15 protein-coding genes and 1 pseudogene are annotated in these 17,896 nt (G+C 70.2%); 9 read left to right on the top strand and 7 right to left on the bottom strand.

The window, feature by feature from the left end; all coding sequences use genetic code 11:
* Positions 1-192: 192 nt before the first annotated feature.
* The 6 genes and pseudogenes from ACGFR7_RS03345 to ACGFR7_RS03320 all read left to right on the top strand — a co-directional run bounded on the left by ACGFR7_RS03345 (position 193) and on the right by ACGFR7_RS03320 (position 3,845).
* On the top strand, positions 193-402 hold the full coding sequence (locus ACGFR7_RS03345) for a hypothetical protein (protein WP_393312409.1): 210 nt from the start codon (positions 193-195) through the stop codon (positions 400-402).
* Positions 389-1,777, top strand: coding sequence for an amidase (locus tag ACGFR7_RS03340; RefSeq protein ID WP_393312407.1), 1,389 nt, complete (start codon positions 389-391; stop codon positions 1,775-1,777). Before ACGFR7_RS03345 ends, ACGFR7_RS03340 begins: the two co-directional genes overlap by 14 nt.
* 92 nt (positions 1,778-1,869) lie before the next feature.
* Positions 1,870-2,025: pseudogene (locus ACGFR7_RS03335) on the top strand (muconolactone Delta-isomerase family protein); the annotation flags it as partial.
* A 169-nt stretch (positions 2,026-2,194) separates the two neighbouring features.
* Complete coding sequence (locus ACGFR7_RS03330) at positions 2,195-2,566, top strand: SgcJ/EcaC family oxidoreductase (protein ID WP_393312405.1); 372 nt, start codon at positions 2,195-2,197, stop codon at positions 2,564-2,566.
* Between the two features lie 240 nt (positions 2,567-2,806).
* The gene (locus tag ACGFR7_RS03325) at positions 2,807-3,091 is read left to right on the top strand and encodes a hypothetical protein (RefSeq protein ID WP_393312403.1); all 285 of its coding nucleotides are present in this window, start codon (positions 2,807-2,809) and stop codon (positions 3,089-3,091) included.
* A 109-nt stretch (positions 3,092-3,200) separates the two neighbouring features.
* Entirely contained in the window at positions 3,201-3,845 is a 645-nt protein-coding gene (locus tag ACGFR7_RS03320) for a LysE family translocator (RefSeq protein WP_393312401.1), read from the top strand.
* Positions 3,846-4,076: 231 nt separating this feature from the next.
* On the opposite strand, the gene ACGFR7_RS03315 is transcribed toward ACGFR7_RS03320, so the two are convergent.
* From ACGFR7_RS03315 to putP, 4 genes are all read right to left on the bottom strand, one after another.
* Positions 4,077-6,143, bottom strand: coding sequence for a SpoIIE family protein phosphatase (locus ACGFR7_RS03315; protein ID WP_393312399.1), 2,067 nt, complete (start codon positions 6,141-6,143; stop codon positions 4,077-4,079).
* Positions 6,144-6,276: 133 nt separating this feature from the next.
* Complete coding sequence (locus tag ACGFR7_RS03310) at positions 6,277-7,590, bottom strand: ATP-binding protein (RefSeq protein ID WP_393312397.1); 1,314 nt, start codon at positions 7,588-7,590, stop codon at positions 6,277-6,279.
* On the bottom strand, positions 7,587-8,258 hold the full coding sequence (locus tag ACGFR7_RS03305; protein ID WP_393312395.1) for a hypothetical protein: 672 nt from the start codon (positions 8,256-8,258) through the stop codon (positions 7,587-7,589). Before ACGFR7_RS03305 ends, ACGFR7_RS03310 begins: the two co-directional genes overlap by 4 nt.
* 229 nt (positions 8,259-8,487) lie before the next feature.
* On the bottom strand, positions 8,488-9,990 hold the full coding sequence (gene putP / locus ACGFR7_RS03300; RefSeq protein WP_393312393.1) for a sodium/proline symporter PutP: 1,503 nt from the start codon (positions 9,988-9,990) through the stop codon (positions 8,488-8,490).
* A gap of 616 nt (positions 9,991-10,606) precedes the next feature.
* On the opposite strand from putP, the gene ACGFR7_RS03295 reads away from it, so the two are divergent.
* The 3 genes from ACGFR7_RS03295 to ACGFR7_RS03285 all read left to right on the top strand — a co-directional run bounded on the left by ACGFR7_RS03295 (position 10,607) and on the right by ACGFR7_RS03285 (position 14,613).
* A complete protein-coding gene (locus ACGFR7_RS03295; RefSeq protein ID WP_393312391.1) occupies positions 10,607-10,987 on the top strand; it encodes a peptidase inhibitor family I36 protein in 381 nt (126 codons plus the stop codon).
* Between the two features lie 637 nt (positions 10,988-11,624).
* Positions 11,625-13,007, top strand: a complete 1,383-nt coding sequence (locus ACGFR7_RS03290) for a family 2B encapsulin nanocompartment shell protein (protein WP_393312389.1) — start codon at positions 11,625-11,627, stop codon at positions 13,005-13,007.
* Complete coding sequence (locus tag ACGFR7_RS03285) at positions 12,994-14,613, top strand: SufS family cysteine desulfurase (protein ID WP_393312387.1); 1,620 nt, start codon at positions 12,994-12,996, stop codon at positions 14,611-14,613. Before ACGFR7_RS03290 ends, ACGFR7_RS03285 begins: the two co-directional genes overlap by 14 nt.
* 111 nt (positions 14,614-14,724) lie before the next feature.
* Here ACGFR7_RS03285 and ACGFR7_RS03280 read toward each other — a convergent pair whose 3' ends face one another.
* The 3 genes from ACGFR7_RS03280 to ACGFR7_RS03270 all read right to left on the bottom strand — a co-directional run bounded on the left by ACGFR7_RS03280 (position 14,725) and on the right by ACGFR7_RS03270 (position 17,845).
* Positions 14,725-15,291, bottom strand: a complete 567-nt coding sequence (locus ACGFR7_RS03280) for a GNAT family N-acetyltransferase (protein ID WP_393312385.1) — start codon at positions 15,289-15,291, stop codon at positions 14,725-14,727.
* A 243-nt stretch (positions 15,292-15,534) separates the two neighbouring features.
* Positions 15,535-16,170 (bottom strand): GNAT family N-acetyltransferase, encoded by a 636-nt coding sequence (locus ACGFR7_RS03275; RefSeq protein WP_393312383.1) that lies wholly within the window; start codon positions 16,168-16,170, stop codon positions 15,535-15,537.
* A 100-nt stretch (positions 16,171-16,270) separates the two neighbouring features.
* Positions 16,271-17,845, bottom strand: a complete 1,575-nt coding sequence (locus tag ACGFR7_RS03270) for an IPT/TIG domain-containing protein (protein ID WP_393312381.1) — start codon at positions 17,843-17,845, stop codon at positions 16,271-16,273.
* Positions 17,846-17,896 lie beyond the last annotated feature (51 nt).

Genomic DNA, 17,896 nt, shown 5'->3' with positions numbered 1-17,896 from the left:
ACCGGTATCAGGACCGGCATCAGGACCGGCATCGGACTGACACCGACCTCAAAAGCTATGTGTTTGCTTTAACCTGCTTCGACCCGTACCCTGAGGCTAACGCAAAGAAATTGCGTTAGCCTTTCTTTGTTTTGTGACGCTGCTTCACCACTGCACTGACCGACCGGCACACACAGACGCCAAGGACATGCCATGACATCCGTCGAACTCACGGCTGGAGAAGTCGCCCGATGGGCGCTCCATGCCGGACTCCCACTGCCGGACGAGCGCCATACCGACGTGGCCGCCACCGCGAACCACATCCACCGCGTCATCCGCACCCTGCGCGAGCTGGACTTCGGAGAGACGCCGCCCGCCGCCGCCTACGTCGTCGATGGGGAGGCGGCCAATGGAGCTCTTTGAGCTGACACTTGCCGAGGCGGCCGCCGCCGTGGAGGAGAGAAACCTCTCCCCGGTGGAGCTGACCGAGTCCGTGCTCGGGCGGATCGACGACGTCGAAGAACGGTTGCAGGCCTATGTCACCCTGGCCGGCGAGGCGGCGCGCGATGCGGCCGCGCGAGCGGAACGCGAGATCGCCGCGGGCGGCTACCGCGGCCCCCTGCACGGCATACCCTTCGGGCTGAAGGACATGATCGATGCTGCCGGCATGCCGACCACGGCCAGCTCCCGGGTCAGGGCGGACCACCTCGCACAGACGGACAGCGCCGTGGCCGGACGCCTGTCGGAGGCGGGCGGGGTCCTGATCGGGAAGACGCATACACATGAGTTCGCTTACGGGCTGACGACGCCTCAGACGCGCAATGCCTGGGCCCAGGACCGGATTGCGGGCGGGTCGAGCGGTGGCTCGGCGGTCGCCGTGGCAGCGGGAACCGCCACCTATGCCCTGGGCACGGACACCGGCGGTTCGATCCGTGTGCCCGCGGCACTGAACGGGCTGGTCGGCCTCAAACCGACCTACGGCCTCGTCCCCCGGCACGGTGTGGTCGCCTTGTCCTGGTCGCTGGACCACGTCGGCCCTCTCACCCGCACCGTACGGGACGCGGCGCTCGTACTGTCCGCGCTGGTGGGCCATGCCCCCCAGGATCCGGCGAGTCTCCGCACCACGCCGACCGCCTACCCGCTGCCCCCGGGGGATGGTGACCTGACGGGCCTGCGCGTCGGCATACCGGTCAATTACTACTTCGACCGCGTGGCCCCAGAAGTCGAGGCCGCCGTGCGCGAGGGCCACACGCAGCTGGCGGCCATGGGGGCCGAACTCGTCGAGGTCGAGATACCGATGACGCGTTATGTTCAGGCCACCCAGTGGGGTCTGATGGTCCCCGAGGCGACCGCCTCTCATGAACGCACGCTGCGGTCGGTCCCGGAGCTGTACGCGCCGGACGTGCGGATCCTCCTGGAGGCCGGCGAGCTGGTCTCGGCGGGCGACTACCTGCGGGCCCAGCGCTCCCGCACTCTCATGCGCCAGGCGTGGTTGAGCATGTTCGACCGGATCGATGTACTCGCGGCGCCCACGGTGCCGATGACCGCCACGAAAACAGACCAGCCCTCCGTCTCATGGCCGGACGGCACCACGGAAAGCGTCTCCGATGCCTATGTCCGCCTCAGCGCCCCGGCGAACATCACCGGACTGCCGTCCCTGAGCCTGCCGGTCGGCCGCGATCATGCCGGCCTGCCCATCGGCATGCAGCTGATCGGGCGGCCGCTGGGTGAAGCCGCGCTGCTGCGCACCGGGCACGCGTACGAGACCGCCCATCCATGGGTGAGGCCGCCGGCATGAGTGCGAGCCATGGCCGTCGTTGCGGGTCGGCGCGCCGTGCCCGTGCGTGATCATCAACAGGCCGGGGCCGCCGACGTTACTGTTCCCGGTGTCCGCCGCTCGCCCCTGGTGAGTGGCGCACCTGGAGCCTTTTCCGCGCGGACGACGCGGAGCAGTTGGAGCAGGTGCTCGCGTCGGTGCCGCTGCGGGTGTGGCGGCACGACACGGTGACGCCGCTGCCCGCGCACCCGAATGACCCGGGCCGTTGAGGAGCAGCCACCTCGGCTCCGGAGCGGCGGCCTCGGCGGCGCGTCCGCGGCGGGCGACCCGGCGGCGTCGTCATCGAATACCCGAGGAGGCTTACCGGGTCTCGCCCCCTCACGGTTCCCGCCCGGTCCGCGCAGACCGCCGCCGTGCCGCCCCCACAGGAGAGCCCTGATGAACAGCACAGAAGACAGCGAAGCCGTCCTGCGCGACGTGCTCGACCGGTGGAAGGCAGCAGTCGCCGCGCACGAACCGCAGCGGGCCGCCTCCCACTTCACCGAGGACGCGATCTTCCAAGGACTGCCCCCCTACAGCGTCGGGCGGCAGGGCATCGCCGAGTACTACGATTCCCAGCCCCCCGGGATGACCGCCGAGTACCGGATCCTGGAGACCAGGCGGCCCGCCGACGACCTCGTACTCGGCTATCTGGGCGTGGACTTCTCGTTCACCGACAGGCCTGCGATCGCCGTGAACCTCACCGTGCTGCTCCAGCAAACGGAGCACGGCTGGCACATCAGCCACTATCACGTCTCCCGCCGCAATTAGGCCGCATCGTTGCGTTGTTCAGACCGGCTTGGCTCCGCACCGGAGAACGCATCGCGGCGAAGACATCGGCCGGCACCGGGGCGGTCAGTTCACCGGACAGCTGGATTCACGGCGGACCGCTCGCAGGTGAGAACACGGGTGCTTCCGCCGTACGCCTCCTCTGGCCGGGTGAAGTCGGCGAGGAGCCGTGTCCGCCCGGGCGCCGGTGCCGTTTGTGAAAGCGTGATCTCCACTCGACGCATGTATGCAGCACTCGTCCTGACCGCCGGCGCCTCGGGCCTCGCGGTGTCCTCCGCCTCGGCCGCGCCCACGGCCCCGGCCGCCCCTCCCATCGCGCCGGGAATCTCCGTGCTCAGCACACTCGACAGCCTCGGTGTCGCGCCCGTACCCGCGAAATACCAGAGCCGGATGCCCACGGTCACCGGGCAGCTCACCGGCCTTCAGCACCTCCATGACCTCGGCCAGCTGCACCAGGTGACCGACCTGGCCGCCCCGGTGGCGGGCCTGCTGCCCGTCGTGGCGTAGCCCCGTTCCGTACGGTTCGCGGCTGAAGCGGGAAAGGCTTGAGGCCGCGAACCACCAGGGGGCAGCTCGTCGCGCCGCAGCTGGTTCAATGGTCGCCGAGGTGAGAGACATGGTGTCGACCGACCGGCTGCTTGCGTTCGCGGCGATGTCGTTGCTGGTGATTGCGATCCCGGGGCCGAGCGTGCTCTTCGTGATCGGCCGGGCTCTGGCGCACGGCCGCCGCACAGCACTGGCGACGGTAGTGGGCAATGTGCTGGGCTCGTATCTGTTGGTGACCGCGGTGGCATTCGGACTCGGCGCGTTGGTCGAGCGGTCCGCCGGTGTCTTCCTCGCCGTGAAACTCGCGGGCGCGGCCTACCTCGTCTTCCTCGGTGTCCAGGCGTTCCGGCACCGCAAGGAGATGAAGATGGGTGCCGTGGACGTGCCCGCGCAGGCCGCCCGCGGTGATCTGCGGACGATCGCCGACGGCATCCTGGTCGGCGTCACCAACCCGAAGGGCATCGTGTTCTTCGCCGCCGTGCTTCCCCAGTTCGTGGACCACGCGGCAGGCGGGCTGCCCGCCCAGATGCTCGTCCTGGGCCTGGTGCCGATCGGCATCGGCCTGGTCACGGACACGGTGTGGGGGCTCACGGCCTCGGCGGCCCGCGCCTGGTTCGCGCGTTCCGAACGCCGGCTGTCGATGATCGGTGGCGCGGGGGGCTTCGCCATGATCGGTCTGGGCGTGACGGTCGCGGCCACCGGCCGCGCGGACTGACCACACCGCGCCCGGCCGGACAGCCGCCCTGCGGCCCACGGCGCCGTCGAACCTCCGGGATGCCGCGCGCCGGACCGTGCGAGGGCGCGGCGACAGGCGTCCGCCGGCCACTCCCCTCTTTCCATTCCCCGCTCCCCACTCCCCGCCCCCCCACTCCCCGCCACCCGCTCCCCGGTGGCGAGTCGGGGCCGCGATGCCCCCGCCGGTCTCCGCTCGCTGCCGCTTCGGACGTCACCGCGGCGCACGGTGCACCCGGGCGAGCAGCAGGACCGTGTCGTCGGCCGGGGAACTCGGCAGGAGGCGGGCGAGAATACGGTCCGCCGTGGCTTCCAACGAGGCGGAGATCCGGCCCAGTTCCGTGCGGAGGGCGTCCAGGCCCTCGTCGATGTCGTGGCCTCGTGACTCGATGAGGCCGTCGGTGTACAGCACGAGGGTGGCGGCGTCGGGCAGCTCGATCTCCGTCGTCCGGAAGGGACAGCCACCGACGCCGAGCGGCACTCCGAGCACGTCGTCGATGAGCTGGATCCGGCCGTCCGGGTGGCGGACGAGGGGCGGAGGGTGGCCGGCGCTGGCGATCCGGGTGCCTCCGGTGGCGGGGTCATAGCGGATGTAGAGGCAGGTCGCGAGCTCGATACCGGCCTCTTGGGCGCACTGGTCGAGTTCGGTGAGCAGCCCGTCCGGTTCCTGGTCGTGCCGGGCCAGCGCATTGGCGGCGATACGCAGCCTGCCCATCGCCGCGGCGGCCGACACTCCGTGTCCCATGACGTCACCGACGACCAGGGCAATCCGGCCGCCGGGCAGGGGGATCACGTCGTACCAGTCACCGCCGACTTCGGTGACACGGCTGCCGGGCAGGTAGCGGTGAGCGATGTGCAGGTACGGGCCGGTCACCAAAGCGGCGGGGAGCAGGGCCCGTTGGAGGGTGAGCGCGATGTTCCTCTCCCGGTTGTAGAGCCGCGCGTTGTCCAGGCACAGCGCCGCCCGGGAGGCGAGCTCACCGGCCAGGCTGAGGTCCTGTTCGGTGAAGGCCACTCTGGCCGCCGACCGGCCGAAGACCGCGATCCCCTGGACCGTTGCCCGGGCGATGAGCGGAGCGAGGAGGAGACAGGTCAGACCGCTGTCGGCCATCAGCCGGGCGCGGGTTTCGTTGAGCATGGTGCGGACCATGAACTCCTGGTCCACCTCGACGCACAGCGGACGGCCGGTCCGCAGCATCTGATGGATGGCGGAGCCCGGCGGGTAGTGCACGACGTCCACCCCGCCCACCAGTTCCGTCGCGGGCGGGGGAAGGACAGTGCCGTAGGCGATGCGGTGGGTGTCCACCGGCAGGGCGGGGTCGAACGCCGCGTGCTCGTCCCCCCACTCCACGAGCTCCACGACGGCCGCGTCGGAGAAGTCCGGGACCGCGGCTTCGACCAGTTCCTGGGCCGTGACCTGCACATCCAGGGTGGTGCCGATCCGGGCGGAGGCGCGGTTCAGCAGTGCCAGCCGCTGACGGGTGGCGGTCGCCTCCACGATGGCCTGCTCGCGGTCGGTCACATCCACCAGCAGGCCGCCCACCCCCTGGTGGGTGCCCACGGCCTGGGTGAGCGGGAAGAAGCTCACCGACAGGACCTTGTCCCGGTCCGGGTGGCCCCGGGTGCGCATCCCCACCCGCACGCCGGTGACGGGTTTGCCCTCCGCGGCGACGGCGCGCAGCATGCGCTCGTACTCACCACCGTCCGAGGTGATCATGATCTCGGCGAGGCGCCGTCCGAGATGTTCCTCGATGGGGAGTCCGTTCATGTCGGCGAGCGCCTGGTTGACGTGGAGGTAGCGCAGTTCCGCGTCGAACATGGCCAGGCCTATGGGGCAGGTCTCGAAGAGGGCGTCGAGGAAGGCGAGGTTGGTCTTCACCCGGTCCAGCTCGTCGCCGCGGCTGGCCAGCGCCATGATCACCGAGCGTCCCGCGGTGCCGGTCACCGGGAAGACGCGGAACCCGCAGTCGAGAACCGTGCCGTCCCGATGCAGGGCGTGCAGGCGGCCACGCCAGTACCCCCGGGTCCGGCCCCGCTCCGCCATACGGGCGCAGGCGTCGGGCCCTCCCCCGGGCGGTCCGGGGAGAAGGAGGGCGCCGGGCTTCGTCAGCGCCTCGGCCGCGTCGTAGCCGAAGAGATCCCGGGCGCCCGGGCCCCAGTAGCAGATCCGGTCGTCGTCATCGATGCCGAAGACGGCGACGGCGACATGCTCCAGCAGCGAACCGGGCTCGGACCAAAGCGGACCACGAGCCCTCGCGTCCCTCGGCCGATCTGCTGGCACCGGCTTTCCCTTCCACCCGCCGCACACAGTGGCGGTCCGCCCGCCGGACGGCAGAGCGGCTCCTTTCATTCTGCGCTTGTCGCTCAGGCGCGGACACTCCGGCGAGGGGTACCGGGTTCCAGCACGACACCGCCTAAGAGCTGCCGGTCCGCGTCGGCGGGGAGCGACGCGGGCCCGGGACCGATGGCGGCAGGACGAGCTCGGCGACGGCTCCGCCTTCCGGCGCGTTGGAGAAGCGCAGCGTGGCACCGAGGACGCGGGCCTGTCCCATCGCGATGGTCAGCCCGAGGCCGTGACCGGTCTTCCGGCCGCTCCCTGCCCGGCTCCGGAACCGCTGGGGGCCGTGGTCGAGGAGGTGGCCGGGGTAGCCGTCCCCGTGGTCCCGTACGGTGATGACGCGGCCGTCGACGGTCAGCAGTACCGGCGGGCGGCCGTGCCCGTGGGCGTTGGAGACGAGGTTCCCCAGCACGCGCTGAAGCCTGCGCTGATCGGTCTCCACCCGGGTGTCCCGCTCGGTACGGACCTCGGCCTGCAGCCCGGTGGCCAGCACCGCACGCTCGGCCAGCGGTCCCAGTTGATGCACCTCGATATCGGCCTGCTCCACTTCCGCGTCGAGGCGGGAGATCTCCAGCAGGTCCTCGGTCAGCCGGCTCATGGCCCGGATCCGGTCCCGCACCAGCTCGGCCGGGCGGCCGGGGGGCAGCAGCTCCGCCGCCAGGTGCAGTCCGGTCAGCGGGGTGCGCAGCTCATGAGCCACATCGGCGGTGAAACGCTGCTCGCTGTGCAGCTTGCTCTGCAGTGTGGCGGCCATCGCGTCGAGTGCGGCCGCCACGGCGGCGGTCTCGTCCTGGGCGGAGGCGGCACACAGGACGCGGGGGTCGTCCACCCGGGCGTCGAGATCGCCGGTGCTGATTCTGCGGGCCACTTGGGCGGTGTGGTGCAACCGACGGGTAATACGGGAGACGCCGAACAGTCCGACGGCGAGAGTGAGGGCGATCGCGAAGGCAGAGGAGCCGACGATGGTCCGGTCCAGTCCGCGGATCGCGGCGGCTCGCCGGCTGTAGTCGAGATGGACCGCCAGCGCCTTGCCGTCGGCGGGGGTGACGGCCCACATCGCCGGGCGGCCCTGGTGGTCGGCGAGCTGTGTGCCACGCTCGCCCCGCAGTGCCATGGCGTGGAGCGGGGCGGGGAGGTCCGCGGGGTCCACCGCGGCGTCATGACCGAGGGGCTCCCCGGCGACGTACGCCTCCGCGGCGGAGTCCAGCTGTGACAGCGCCGCACTGCGGGTCTGGCTTTCCGCCTGCCGGCCGACCAGGACGTGCACCAGGACCCCGACGACCGTCGCGAGGACGCAGCACATGACGACGACGAAGGCGGCGAACTTCCCGTGGAGCGTCATCGTCCAGGCGGGCAGGCGCAGCCGCTTCCGGGGCCGGCCGGCGCTCATGGTGTGCGCTCCGGGGCGGGGGTGGCGGAGTGCGCTTGGTCGAATTCCATCGACCGCAGGGCCATGGTCTGCGTCCGCGAGTCCCATGCGTAGACCGTGCGGGTGTCGTAGCCAGGCGTGCCGGTGGGCTCCCGCAGGATCAGATCGCCGTTCGCGATCTCCACCGACAGCGGTGTCGCGCCGGCGTCCATGACCCGGGTGACCTGCCCCTGGTCGAGCGTGAAGACCCACAGTGCCAGGGAGTGGTCCGGCGCCTCGATACCGACGATGAGTTCGTCCTTGCCGTCCCCCGTCAGATCCCGGTACTGGGGCTTTCGCACCGGACAGTGCGCCGGCTCCGCGGCGCAGGCGTTGATCTTCCTCGTGGTGGCGGAGTCGAACTGCGGCCCGCCGCCGAGCGCGGAACCCGCGGCGGTCTGTGCCTTGACGACGGTGAACAGATCCGCCTTGCGGATGTCCCCGGACCGCACGGGCGGCACTCCGGGCACGGCTGCGGGAAGGTTCTCCCCCCTTCCGCGCTCGGGCTGTGGTGCGGGCTTCCGCTCGGGCCACAGCCGCACCGGGGCGGAGGCGGCCGAGGTGCGGCCGGCGCTCTGCGGCTCCCCGCTCTGCGTGCAACCGCTCAACAGCGCGACCAGGCCCGTCGCCGCGAGAGCGGACGACGCCATCCGTAGAAGCCCGGAGGGCGACAAGGAACGGTGAAGAGGCACATCTTTTCCCGTCGTGATGCACGCTGAGCCTCTTGGATCATAAGGCGCGTGACGCGCTGCCGGGACGGGTGCGACCGGGGGAACTTCGGTGGTGAGCCGGTGAGCCGGTGGGCCGCTGGGGCTCGTGAGTCCCGTGCGGCCGGGGCGCGGAACCAGGCGCAGTGGCCGGCTGTCCCGCCCCGCGGACTCAGCCGGCCGGCACCGTGGCGGCGGCCCGCTTCTCCATGGGGCCCGACCAGGTGCGGCGCGGAGGGCGGCCGACGAACTTCCCGAAGAGCAGCGCCGCCGCGGTGGCCGCGAGCACGCCGGGCACCATCTCGTAGATGCCCGACCGGAGCGGCCCGAGGAGCGGGTCGATCTGCTTCCACATGACGACGGTGACCGCCCCCGTCACGATGCCGGCCATCGCCCCGGCCCGCGTCATGCGCGGCCAGTAGAGCGACAGCAGGATGACCGGGCCGAAGGCGGCGCCGAAGCCCGCCCAGGCGTACGCGACGATGTCCAGTACGGCACCGCCGCTGAGTGCGATGACGTAGGCCACCAGCGCCACGACCACGACCGTCACACGAGCCGCCAGCACCATCGACGCGTCCGAGGCCCGGCGTTTGACGAAGGCCCGGTAGAAATCCTCGGTGAGGGCCATCGCCGAGACCAACAGCTGGCTGTCCGCGGTGGACTTGATCGCGGCGAGCACGGCGACCAGCAGGATGCCCGCGACCCACGGATTGCCCAACTGGGCGCAGAGCTCGATGAAGACGGTTTCCGGGTTGTCCAGCGGCTGGTTGAGGGCGGCGATCCCGACCAGCCCCACGAGCGAGGCGCCCGCCAGACAGACGACCACCCAGCCCACGCCGATACGGCGGGCCAACGGGATGTCACGGGTGCTGCGGATGCTCATGAAGCGGGCCAGGATGTGCGGCTGGCCGAAGTAGCCCAGGCCCCAGGCGAGCAGGGAGATGACGGCCACCGCGCCGAGCGGCTGACCGGACGTCCACCGGGTGCCGTCGAAGTGGGCCTTGGCTCCCATGTCCAGCAGGGACGACGTCTTGTGGGCGAGCAGCCTGTGCAGCGCGCCGAATCCCCCGAGCAGCCCGATACCGGTCAGCGGGAGCGCGACGGCCGCGCAGAACATCACCGTGGCCTGCACCGAGTGCGTCACACTCACCGCGCGGAAGCCGCCCAGGACGGTGTAGACGACGATCACCACGGCGAAGACGGTGAGCGCGAATTCGAAGCCGCCGCCGAAGATGTCCTCGAACAGCACTCCCCCGGCCAGGAGGCCGCTGGCCACGTAGACGGTGAAGAACACGACGATGACGGTTGCCGAGACCAGGCGCAGCATCCTGCTGCCGTCCTCGAAGCGCTCCTCCAGGTACGCCGACAGTGTCTTGGCGTCGCCGGCCAGCTCGGTGTAGGTACGCAAACGCGGTGCGACCAGACGCCAGTTGAGATACGTACCGACGGCCAGGCCGACGGCAATCCACGAGGCGCCGATCCCGGCCGTGTACACCGCCCCGGGCAGACCCAGGAACAGCCAGCCGGACATATCACTGGCACCCGCGGACAGGGCCGCCAGTGGCGCACTCAGCCGGCGCCCGCCCAGCGCGAAGTCGGAGAACGTCAACGTGTCCTGGTACGTCCAGATACCCACGGTCACCATGGCAAGCAGGAATATTCCAAATACGATCATGACCGGTACGATCAGGGGTGTCACCACTGCTCCTCGGTGCAGGCATTGCCAGGTATCGCGGGCCCGGAGGGGTTCCCACACGGAGCTTCCGGACGGGAAGGCTCCGGCGCGAGCTGACAATACGGAGCAGTCATCGGGAGCGGCACCCCTTTGGACGGATGTCCCTTGCAATCAAAGGCCCCACAGACCTGAGGCAGTCCTGGCGCCAGGGCCATACCCGGGCGCGCTTCCCCATGACATACCAAACCCATCAGACACCCATGAATTCCATGTTCCGGGTCAACGGGGCAGTGCCGCCGTGCGTCCCGCCCGGCAGCTACCGGGCGGGACTTGGCGGCCGCGAACCGGGTGTGAATGCGCTCTTCGCGTGAGGGGAGGTGCGTGCGGCGTACGCCAGGTGCCTGCGCCGTCGCGCTCCAACAGGCCCTGGTGAGGCCAGAAATGCCCTGAGTGGGCATCGCGGCGGCGAACCATACTGGTGACGCTTCGCAGCCGACCGCCCGTTGCCCGTCCGGCCCGGCGCGGCCTGGCTCTCCTACTCGTACGCGACCTTCCCCGCCGGTCCGCAGCGGCCCTGCCACTCGCCGGCCACCACCGAGGATAAGGAGTTCTTCCCATGCGCCGTCTTCGCTCGTTCATCGTCGCCGCGGCCGCCCTGACCGCCACCCTGGGCACCGTACCCAGCGCAACCGCGACCCCCATGGCGTCCGCCCGCCCGGCGGCCTTCCACTGCACCTCCGGGTACTTCTGCATCTACAGCGACTGGAACGGCGGGGGAACCCGTTGCCAGTGGTCCCAGTCCAGCAAGGCGAACACCGCCGACGACTGCTCCTTCATCCAGCGGGGACGGAATGTCCGCTCCGTATGGAACAACACCCGGCACCGAGTGCAGTACTACACGCAGACCAACTACCACGCGCGCGTCGGGTCCACGCCCTCCGGCGCGGGCGGCAACCTGCAGGGCAGCTACCAGATCCGTTCCTTCAAGCCTCAGTAGGAGGAACCAGCGCACTGCAGGAGCCGCCTTCCCCGTGGGCCGCCGCGCCCGGGGAAGGCGGCTCCTGTCGCCTGTCCGGGGCCACGGACCCGGCCCTCATCCGGGGCCGGGTCCGCATCTTGAGAGTGCCGTGCACCCCGGTCCGCCAGGTGAAGACCGGACGCCACGGTCACCCATTTCAACACTCGCCACAGTGGGGCGAGTTGCGCCGGGCGTCCGGCACGGCACGGCACCGTGAGGAGGAGCGGGAAACCACAGAAAGAAGAGCCCGCAGAGTGGTTTGCCGCGGCGCCGAAGAGGGCCAACTGCCCCCACATAAGCCATCCTTGAAGAATCACCAAGGACTGTTATGAGGGCAAATCACGTCGCATATCCGGTGCGGCGGGCGGCGGGAGAAAGCGGCCGGGACGCCTCGGCTCCGACGATCCCGGAATGGGCGCGCACCATAGCGGCACCCCAAGAGCCAATAGTCGCACATATATCCGTAATTGCGAAGTTCATACAGCGAATATTTCCGGCCTAACGCCGTCAAACGGTTGGTTGCGGGTGACGGGCTTCGACCACACGATCAGATTCCCGCGTGTCGCTCGGCCGGGCCCCGGCCACCTGACACGCCTGTCGTCGAGGAGGTCCTGTGATGAACGACCAGACGAGTCTCAGCCCGGATGCGGCACGGCAACTGGCGACCACCACCAAGACCAGCCCGCAGATGCGCGGCATCACCCCGCGCTATCTGCTCCGCGCCCTGCCATGGGTGGATGTCGAATCGGGTGTCTTCCGCGTCAACCGCCGCCGCACTTACGTCCTCGGCGACGACCGCATCAGCACCCACAACGACGGTGGTTCGCCGCGCGTCATTCCGGGAGACCTGAGGGAACTCCCTTACCTGCGGGACGCCGACGACGCGCTGCTCTCCGAACTGGCGCGCTCCTTCACGGAAGTCACCTTCGAGGCCGGAGAAATGCTGGCCCAGGACGGTGAGGCGCACGACAAGCTGTGGGTCATCGCCCAGGGACGTGCCGAGAAGCGGGCCAGTGGCCGGTACGGCGAGGACGCCGTACTCGAAGTCATCGGTGACGGCCAGTTCTTCGATCTCGACGCCTGGACCCGCTCCGAGCCCCTGCCGTACCGTGTCCGGGCACTCACGCCAGGCGTGGCCCTGTGCGTCGAACGGAGCGTGCTCACCGGGCTCTGCGAGCGCGACACGGCGGTACGGGGAGCGATGGATGCCTACCTCTCGGCGGACGGCGTCCTGCCGGGCGCCGAGGTACCGGTCGATCTCAGCGCCGGGCACGTCGGCGAACCGGAACTCCCCATGACGTTCGTCGACTACGAGGACACGCCCCGCGAGTACCACATGACGCTCGCCCAGACGGTGCTGCGCGTCCATACCCGGGTCTCCGACCTCTACAACGGGCCCATCGACCAGACTCGCGCCCAGTCCAACCTCACCGTGCACGCCCTGCGCGAGCGGCAGGAGGCCTCGCTGCTCAACCACCCGGAATTCGGCCTCTTCAACAATGTGGCCGCCGGGCAGCGGGTGCAGGCGCGCACCGGCTCCCCGACCCCCGATGACCTGGACGAACTGCTGACCAGGGTCTGGAAGCAGCCCGGCTACTTCCTCGCCCACCCCAGGGCCATCGCCGCATTCGGCCGGGAATGTACGCGCCGGGGTGTGCCCCCGGTCATCGACAACCGCTTCGGCAGCCCCCTGCTGACCTGGCGCGGCGTCCCGCTGCTCCCCTCCGACAAGGTGCGGTTCTCCGGCAGTGCCGGCATCGGCACCACCGAGATCCTGCTGATGCGCACCGGTGAGGCGGAGCAGGGCGTGGTGGGCCTGCGTCCCGCGAAGGTCGAGGACGAGGTGGAACCCGGCCTGTCGATGCGGAACATGGGCGTTGACCAGAAGGGTGTCACGTCGTACCTGATGACGGCGTACTTCAACACCGCGGTACTGGTGGAGGACGCACTCGCCGTGCTCCAGAACGTCGAGGTCTCCAACTTCCATGACTATTCCTGACGTCACCGGGAGCCGGTGGCCGCACACGGCTCCCCCCGCGAACCCGCCGACGGACGGCCTGACATCCACCGATCCGGCCACGGCACTCACTGCGGCGCTGGCCACGGCACTGGCTGCGGCGTCGGCCATGGGCACGGCCACGGACGCGCCCGCGGACCCGGTCACCGCCGCTCCGGCCACCGCCGATCGGGTCAGCACCGATCCGGTCGCCACTGCCCCGGTGAGCACAGCCCCGGTCGGCACTGCCCCGGTCACCGCCGCTCCACTCAGCACCGATCCGGCCGCCCACACCCAGCCCACCGACCACCCCCTGCACCCCACTACCCCCCAGCCCCTGCAATCCGCCGTCACCCAGCCCGTACAACCCACCGGCCTCCCCGGCCAACACGTCGCCTTCTCACCCGAGATGGCGCGCCGCGACTTCCCGATCCTGCACCGGACCGTGAACGGGCACCCCTTGGTCTGGCTGGACAACGGGGCCACCACACAGAAGCCACGCCAGGTGATCGAGACGCTGGCCGGCTTCTACGGATCCGCCAACTCCAACATCCACCGTGGTGCGCACACCATGGCCCGGGAAGCCACCGAGGCCTACGAAGCGGGCCGGTCGGCGGTCGCCCGGTTCCTGGGCGCACCGTCACCGGACGACATCGTCTTCGTACGCGGGACCACCGAGGCGATCAACCTCGTCGCCCAGAGCTGGGGACGGGCCCATCTCGGCCCCGGGGACGACATCCTGGTGCCTGTACTGGAGCACCACTCGAATATCGTTCCCTGGCAGTTGATCGCCAAGGAGACCCGTGCCCGGGTGGTACCCGTACCACTGCGGCCGGACGGCCAGATCGATCTCCATGCGTACGCCAATCTGCTCTCCATGCGCACCCAACTCGTCGCGGTCAGTCAGGCGTCGAACGTGCTCGGCACCGTCCCGCCGGTGCGCGAGATGACCGCACTCGCCCACCGCTACGGCGCCAAGGTGCTGGTGGACGGGGCGCAGGCGGTGGCCCACTTCCCTGTCGATGTGCAGGACCTGGACGCCGACTTCTATGTGTTCTCCGGCCACAAGCTGTTCGCCCCGACGGGCATCGGCGTCCTGTACGCGAAGCCGGAGATCCTGCGGAACATGGCGCCGTGGCAGGGTGGCGGCAACATGATCGAGTCGGTCGACTTCAACCGCACCACCTACGCCCCCGTACCGCACCTCCTCGAGGCCGGAACCGGGAACATCTCCGGCGTGGTCGGTCTGCTGTCCGCGCTGAACTGGCTGACCTCCTTCGACCGGGACGCCATCGCCGCCTACGAGACCTCACTGATGGCGTACGCGCAGCAGGCCATGGCCACGGTCCCCGGCCTTGAGCTGCTGGGTTCAGCACCCGACAGAATCGCGGTACTTACCTTCACCCTCGCCGGCCACGACCCGTCCACGATCGCCGAGTGGCTGGACCGCGACGGCATCGCCATCCGTGCCGGCCACCACTGCGCCCAACCGGCGCTGGCGCACTACGGCCTGGAGAGCGCGGCGCGTGCCTCACTCGCGCTCTACAACACATCCGAGGAGGTGGACAAACTGGTGGCCTCGCTGCACCGATTGCAGCAGACCGCCTGACCCCGCTGCCCGTACGGGTTGCCGACCGCACCTCCGGTCGGCAACCCGTACGGCGACGCCGGTCAGCAACCCGTACGGCAACGCCGGCACCGCGGCTCCGGCCGGCAGACGTCACCGGCCGCCGGATGCGCGCCGCATGTGCCAGTCCCGGGCCAGGACCGACCAGATCTCCATGTCGTGGCGAACGCCGCGGTAGGGGTTGCTCTCCCGCAGCACACCCTCCCGCACCATGCCGAGCCGCTTGGCGACATTGAGGCTGGCGGTGTTGGCGGAGGAGGCGATCCACTCCACCCGGTGCATCCCGCGCTCCCCGACCGCCCAGTCGATGAGCACCCGGATCGCGCGCGTGATCAGCCCGCGTCCGACGGCCGCCTCCTCCAGCCAGCAGCCGACCTCGCAGTTGCCGGACTCGGTGTCGAACGTCCTGAACAGGACGCCGCCGACGAGTACACCGTCCACCCAGATTCCGTAGAGCCGACCGCTGTCGGCAGCCGCCTTGTCCGCGTAGGACTGCAGGAACGCCGTGGCGGACGCGAGGTCGCCGGCCCGGTCCGTCAGTCCGATGTAGCGGCCGATGTACTCGCGGCCCCGGTCGATATGGGCGAGGTACTCCCCGGCCTGCCAGGGCTCCAGTGGCCGCAGCTCCGCACCGTCATCACCCAGCGATATCGCAAACATCCGCTTCTTCCCCGTCTCACTGCCACGTCAGCCTGTTGTGTGCTCGCGTTCGGGACGAGTCGCTGTGCTGTCGTCGCCCCGCGCTGCGCTGCGCCCGGAATCGTCCCACAGCGGCACGCGCCGCCCCGTGCCGCCCCGTGATGCGCCGTGCAGCGCAAGAGGCACAGGTCCTGGGCCTCCTGCGCGGGTGAACGGGCCTGGAACATTGGCGTGCCCGCGCGGAGCGGGTGGCTGCCTGGCCCCCTACCGGGGCCGGTAGATGCACGCCGCCAGCGGGGCGTGCACCTTCCAGCCCAGCGTTTCGTAGAGCGCGCGTCCGTCGTCGGTCGCACCCAGAATGCCGAGTTCCGCGCCCCCGGCCGCGGCATGGTCGGCGAGAGTACGCATCACGAAGTTGCCCAGGCCGCGGCGGCGGTGCCCCTCCTCGGTCGTGACGCGGTCGACGACCGTGGCCCGCCCGAGGACGGCCATCTGCCCCTCGGCGGCCGTGTCGCCCGCGGCATCCCGTACCCGGACGTGGACGACGCCGTCGACGGTCTCCACGTCCGCGGTGTAGCCCTTGGGCACCTCCGGGTCGGTGACCTGCAGGTCCACGGCCATCAGGTGTCCCGCCTCGTCCTTGTCCACCACCCAGCCCTGCGGCAGCCAGTGCCCGACATCCGCCGGCTCCATGGGCACCTTGAGCCAGGTGTGCGGCACCGTCACAGCGGCGGCGGCCTGGCGCACCGAGGACTCATCGGCGTGGTGCAGTACATGGCGCCCCACCTGGTCGGGCTTGCCCACCTCGATATAGAGCCCCCACGGATGCCCGACCGGCCGGGGCGTGCGTCGTGAAACGGCCCAGCCGGACGCCCAGATCCTGACCAGTTCCGGAACCATCAAGCCCTCCCGAAGTAAGCGATGATCTACCGGAGGGCACCTTACGCCAGGGGGTGGGGGTGCGGCCTTCCTCTTTTCGCGCCCTGGCCGGCCCGCCACCTCAGATCCCTGGTGAGGCGACCCGCGTGTAGGTCTTCGGCGCGCTGGTGCCGCCGGGGCTGGTGACGGTGACGGCGACCGGACCGGCGGCGCCGGGCAGGGCGTCGACGACGATGTGGTTGTCGGAGACGACGGTGAACCCCGCTGGGCCGGTACCGATGAGCACCTGGGTCGCCTGGGCGAAGCCGGTGCCGGTGAGGGTGAGGGTGATACCACCGGCGATGGGCCCCTGATTCGGGACCACGGTCGTGACGACCGGTGCCGCCAGGTAGGTGTAGGAGATCCCGTTGCTCGTTCCCCCGGCGGTGCTCACGGTGACGTCGACCGGACCGGCGGCTCCGGCCGGAACCACGGCGGTGATCTGGGTGTCCGAGACCACCGTGAAGCCCGTTGCCGCGGTCGTCCCGAAGCGCACCGCGGTGGCTTCGAGGAGGTGCACACCGGTGAGTGTGACGGTGTTCCCGCCCGAGAGCGGTCCCGAGAGCGGGGCGACGCCGGTGAGGACCGGGGTGCTGACGTAGAAGTAGGCACTCTGGAGGGTGCTGGTGCCCCCCGGGGTGGTCACGGTGATATCGACCGGACCCGCGGTCGCCGCGGGGGCCACGGCGGAGATCTGGGTCGGGGACAGGACCGTGAAGGAGGTTGCGGGGGTGGTGCCGAAGGTGACCGAGGTCGTTCCGGTGAGGTTGGTGCCGGTGAGTGTGACGGTGTTCCCGCCGGACGTGGGCCCTTGGTTGGGGCTGACGCCGCTCAGGGCGGGCGTCACGGAGTAGGTGTAGGAGACGCCGTTGCTGGTGCCGCCGGGGGTGGTGACGGTGACCTGCACCGTGCCGGTCCCGGCAGGGGCGACGGCGGTGACGTGGGTGTCGGAGACAACGGTGAAGGAGGTTGCCGCCGTGGTACCGAACCGTACGGAGCTGGTGGTGGCCAGGCCCGTGCCGGTGAGAGTGACCGTATTGCCCCCGGCAGCGGGACCAGAGGACGGGGTCACGGACGTCAGGACCGGAGCGGAAACCGTCGTGTAGGTGAACGCCACACCATTGCTCGTACCCCCCGGCCCCACCACGGTGACCTGCACCGTGCCCGACCCCGCCGGCGCCGTCGCCGTGATCTGCGTAGCGGAATTGACCACGAACGAAGCCGGCACCGCACCGAACCGCACCACCGACGCACCCGTAAAACCCGAACCCGTCAACGTCACCGTCGTACCACCCGACGACGGACCCGAAGCAGGAACCACCGAGGTCAGGACCGGAGCGGAGGTGGCGACATAGGAGAAGGTGACGAACTGGTTGCTGGTACCGCTGGGGGTGGTGACGGTGACCTGCACCGTGCCGGTGCCGAGCGGGGTGGTGGCGGTGATCTGGGTGTCGGAAACGACGGTGAACGACGGCGCCGGTGTGGCACCGAAGCGCACGGCGGTGGCACCGGTGAAGCCGGTGCCGGTGATCGTCACGGGGGTGCCACCCGCGGAGGCACCCGAGGTGGGGGAGACGGAGAAGACTGCGGGTGTGGCTGCGGCCGGCGTCTGCGCGGCGGAAGCGGTTGGCGGTTGTGCTGAGCGATTCACGGCCATGGTCCTTCGAGAGCGTGAGCCCCGGCCGTCCGCTGAGGAGAAGCGCCGGGC

Origin of the sequence: Streptomyces sp. NPDC048516 (assembly GCF_043199875.1) — a bacterium.
Classification (GTDB): domain Bacteria; phylum Actinomycetota; class Actinomycetes; order Streptomycetales; family Streptomycetaceae; genus Streptomyces.
The sequence above is the reverse complement of the archived record's forward strand: the minus strand, read 5'-3'. Positions and strand labels throughout refer to the sequence as shown.